1 protein-coding gene is annotated in these 249 nt (G+C 39.8%); it reads right to left on the bottom strand.

The window, feature by feature from the left end:
• Window positions 1-32 precede the first annotated feature (32 nt).
• On the bottom strand, window positions 33-249 hold a 217-nt coding region (locus HC728_RS20250), incomplete at its 5' end, for a hypothetical protein (RefSeq protein ID WP_238933844.1).

The following is a 249-nucleotide window of genomic DNA, read 5'->3' as shown; positions in this document are numbered from 1 at the left end:
TATACACATAACAAATGCATCAACACGATTTATTACACTCGGCGTTCTGGGTTTGCCTTGGGTTTTGTGATTAAGGCAGTAAAATTCAAGTTGTTTGGCATAGTAATAAACGTGTTATGCAAGCGTTGTGCGTACTGAGTCCGAAATTTTTTGCACGGTTCATCAATAGGATCGCGGCTTTCGTAGTTTCGGCTTAGTAAGCGTGAATTTCTTCTTTGTTGCCTTTTGGTTTTCATTTCATCAGGTTCG

The organism is Aliivibrio sp. S10_S31 (assembly GCF_014694495.1).
Classification (GTDB): Bacteria; Pseudomonadota; Gammaproteobacteria; order Enterobacterales; family Vibrionaceae; genus Aliivibrio; species Aliivibrio fischeri.
This window is presented reverse-complemented; position numbering and strand designations above follow the sequence as displayed.